General features: G+C 49.8%; 4 protein-coding genes. 1 reads left to right on the top strand and 3 read right to left on the bottom strand.

Annotation, left to right across the window (positions count from 1 at the left end):
* The first annotated feature begins 149 nt into the window (after positions 1-149).
* Positions 150-1196: a formylglycine-generating enzyme family protein gene (locus tag VN105_RS22490; protein WP_325644433.1), complete on the top strand. Its 1047-nt coding sequence runs from the start codon at positions 150-152 to the stop codon at positions 1194-1196.
* On the opposite strand, the gene VN105_RS22485 is transcribed toward VN105_RS22490, so the two are convergent.
* From VN105_RS22485 to VN105_RS22475, 3 genes are all read right to left on the bottom strand, one after another.
* Positions 1179-1688, bottom strand: a complete 510-nt coding sequence (locus tag VN105_RS22485; RefSeq protein WP_325644431.1) for a DsbA family protein — start codon at positions 1686-1688, stop codon at positions 1179-1181. The two genes, VN105_RS22490 and VN105_RS22485, sit on opposite strands and share 18 nt — an antisense overlap.
* 1 nt (position 1689) lies before the next feature.
* The gene (locus VN105_RS22480) at positions 1690-2151 is read right to left on the bottom strand and encodes a redoxin domain-containing protein (RefSeq protein ID WP_325644429.1); all 462 of its coding nucleotides are present in this window, start codon (positions 2149-2151) and stop codon (positions 1690-1692) included.
* 114 nt (positions 2152-2265) lie between these two features.
* Positions 2266-3858, bottom strand: coding sequence for a M56 family metallopeptidase (locus VN105_RS22475; protein ID WP_325644427.1), 1593 nt, complete (start codon positions 3856-3858; stop codon positions 2266-2268).
* Between the last annotated feature and the right edge of the window lie 95 nt (positions 3859-3953).

Raw genomic sequence — 3953 nt, 5'->3', positions numbered from 1 at the left:
ATAACATGCAGTTTACAACAGTTTTCGGGGAAAATTAATTATATAATTGTTAAGGAGATGGGAGTGGCTTAGCTATCCTGTTGCGAAAATTCTATAAAAGCTGTTTTAATATATTATTTTTGGAAGCCTACTAAACTTACTGACAAATAATGGGGAAGATATATCTATTGCTTGGCCTTGCGCTGCTGAGCGCCTGTGCAGGCCATCCGGGTAAGCAGGAAACAGCGGCAAACGGCAACGATTCACTGAATAAAATGGTGCTGATACCGGCAGGTACTTTTACCATGGGCGCCGATGATTCTACCGGTATGGCCGATGAGTATCCTAAGCACACCGTGAATATCGACGGTTTCTGGATGGATGAACATGAAGTAACCAACGCCGAATTTGCACAGTTTGTAGCGGCAACAGGATATGTAACTACTGCGGAAAAACCCATCAGCAAAGAAGAACTGCTGGCCAGTTTGCCTCCCGGCACGCCGGAACCAGACAGCAGCGCGCTGGCGGAAATGATGAAACCGGGTGCACTGGTGTTCACACCTCCCGACCATGCAGTACCGTTCAATGATATTTCACAATGGTGGTCGTTCGTGGCCGGCGCCACCTGGCGTCATCCCGCAGGTCCCGGCAGTAATATCGCTCAACGGGATAATGAGCCCGTTACACAGGTTTCCTGGCTGGATGCGCAGGCCTATGCCAAATGGGCCGGTAAACGCCTGCCTACCGAAGCGGAATGGGAATACGCCGCACGTGGCGGCCTGTCGGGCAAAATATATCCCTGGGGAACCGAAGCGCTTACCAGTGGTAAACCCAAAGCCAATACCTGGAATGGTAATTTTCCTTACAACAATACCAAAACAGACGGTTATTACGGCCTGGCGCCGGTGAAATCGTATAGTCCTAACGGTTACCAGCTGTATGATATGTCGGGGAATGTGTGGGAATGGTGTGAAGACTGGTACGATGCCAACTATTATATCCAGGGCGAAAAAGGCGTAAAGAACCCGGCAGGACCGGAGGCAGCGTTTGATCCGGATGATCCGGGTCAGGCCAAGCGGGTGATCAGGGGAGGTTCCTTTATGTGCAGTGATGAATACTGCCGGGGATACCGGGTATCGGCGCGTATGAAAAGCACGCCCGAATCCGGCCTGGCCAACCTGGGTTTCCGTTGTGTGCGCTCAGTCGGCCAGCGCTGATGCTAATTCACGGTAATCGCCGTTATACCGTTTACCTTTCAGGTAAAAAGTAGGCGTGCCGTTTACGCCGCTGCGAACACCGCTTTCAAAGTCGGCCTCCACGCGGCTTAACAGTTTCGGCGCTTCCATGTCTTCCCTGAACTGTTGCAGATCCAGTTCAAGTTCCTTTGCCAATGTTATCAGCAGGCCATCATTTAATTCCGCCTGGCGGTTGTAAAGCGCGTCGTGCATTTCCCAGAAGCGGTCCTGCCTGGCGGCGGCTTCTGCGGCCAGTGCTGCATCCATTGCATATTCATGGGCTTCCGACAATGGGAAATTACGGAACACAAACCGGAGACGGCCTGCGAAGCGCTCCTGTAGCTCTTTTACTACAAAGAAGGCTTCCCGGCAGTAGGGACATTGAAAATCGCCGTATTCAACCAGTTCAATAGTGGCGCCGGATGCACCCAGTACATGGTCCAGGGCGTTTACCGGCGGAATGAGGGTAGGCATATCACTTATCTTTTAGGTTTTCCAATGCTGCAAGGATTCCGTCGGCGCCGGGGTTTTCATTTACCGGCGATAAATAGCTCCATTGAATAATGCCGTTGGCATCTATCACAAACAAAGCCCGCTTGCTGATCCCTGTTCTCTCTTCGTATACACCATAAGCGCGGGATACGGCGCCTTTTGGTTCAAAGTCCGACAACAGGTCGAAATGGATCTGGCGGGCACTGGCAAACGCCTGGTGGCACCAGGCGCCATCTACCGAAATGCCCAGCAATACTGCATTATACTTTTCAAAATAATGGAGCATTTCATTATATAATGCCATCTGATCGCTGCATACGGGGCTCCAGTCCGCCGGGTAAAAGGCCAGGATAACATTTTTTCCACGCAGGTCTTCCAGGTGAACTTTCTTTTCCGGGGTGGCTTCCAGGGTGAAATCAGGAGCTGTTTCGCCTTTTTGTAACATAAGCGGTTAAATTGTTGGTCCTATATAAACAGCTGCGGGGGGATAATGTTTTGCAAAAACAAAAATGCCACGGTGGCGGACCGTGGCTTTTTGAAACAGGCTGTTGCCCTATTATTATTTTACAATGATCGTATCTGAGTCAACCCTTATGTTGTTTCCTTCACCTTTGGTAGTGATTACCACCACGCCTTCAGGATGTGGTTCTCCTTTGTAAAAAGTGGCTTTGCCACCTTTGTAAACATTTACGGATTTGATGGAATTAGCGGGTATGCTATTGGCTTCTTCCCGGGTCACTTTTTTGCCGTCTACCACCATCGTTACACCAGCCGGCAGCGTCTGGGCGCCATTGCTTTTCCTGCTGTCGCTGGCCCCGTATCCAACCACGGTAACAGAGCGAAGCGCGGTATCCTTACCTGACTCTATTTTTATACCATTCTTCTTCATGTTAACGATAACTACGCCGTTCTTTGCACGGGGACCATAAATTGCCATAGCTGACTGGTCTTTCAATACAGTGATGGATTCAATTCCATCAGGTGAAATACCTTCGATGGATTCCACCGGTTTACCACCAACTATGTAAAGCGGCTCCTTACCCGGATCAATATTGCGAAGCCTGATCACACCAGTTTTTTGGCCGGGTGCCACGGTGTCTTTCGTTATAGTGAGGGGCGCCTTCTTCACCTGCTCCACTCTTGGCGGCGGAGGCGGCGGCGGTGGTTTCGGTGATCCGTTCTTCACCTGTTCCACCCGGGGTGGTGGCGGAGGTGGTGCTTTTCGCTGCGGTGGCGGCGGAGGCGGTACCGTGTCTTTAACAATAACATTGGCAAAGGGATGAACGGAAGGCGCCTTTGTGTAATTGAGCGATAATACGGTTCCCCCTACCAGCAGCCCTAATACCAGGTAACGCGCCATTTGATAACGTGATGACTTTTTGCTGTTCATCATGATGATCCTGTTTTTTAGATGTGAGAAATTGAAATTGTTTGCGATGGCCGTCGCATATGGGATCCCACTTACTTTAATTAAGTTGTATTGATAGGCGGTTTTATCCACGCCCTGCTTCAGCAGGTACCTGTCTGTAATAAACTCCAGGTTTTCACGGATGGCTGTTTTCATGAGCCATGCGCCGGGATTGAACCAGTAAAAAATGTTATTCAGTTCTCCCAGTACTACGTCTACGCTGTGCCACTGCTGCACATGCACTTTTTCATGCCGCAGGATGGCCGGTAGCTCTTCGGGCTGGTGTAATACCGGGTTGATATAGATGTTCCGGAAAAAAGAGAAAGGATTCACCGGCTGCTGCAACACCTGCACCGGGGTACCGGCTATTTTACGGCGTTGGGAGGTGCGGTGTATCTTCCATAATGATAATAACTGGAAACAAAAACGTATAGTCATTGCTGATACCCCTGTCCAGAATATATATACCAGCAGCGTCCACATGGTAAATACCGGCGCGGGCGCCTGCCAGCCGGCCAGGTCGGGAACATAGGTCATTACACTGCCTGCCAGCACCTCATGCCTGTTTACAAACGCATCAATGGGTATCAGGGGAAACAGGGACGAAAAAACAATACCCGTGAGCAGGAACAGCCTGTTCCCGGTGTAAAAGGTGAGCCTGCGTAAACCGAAGCGGTAAGCCAGGAAAAATAAGGTGAGCGCTATATTTGCCTTTAACAGGTATATTAAAATAGCAGGTACCATAGCCGTAGTTTTATTATTTACCTTTTTCTATCATGTTGATGATCTCTTTCAGCTCGTCCGGGCTGATCTTTTTTTCTTTGGCAAAAAAAGACACC

It is taken from the genome of Chitinophaga sp., from assembly GCF_035564935.1.
In the GTDB taxonomy this organism is placed as follows: Bacteria; Bacteroidota; Bacteroidia; order Chitinophagales; family Chitinophagaceae; genus Chitinophaga.
The sequence above is the reverse complement of the archived record's forward strand: the minus strand, read 5'-3'. Positions and strand labels throughout refer to the sequence as shown.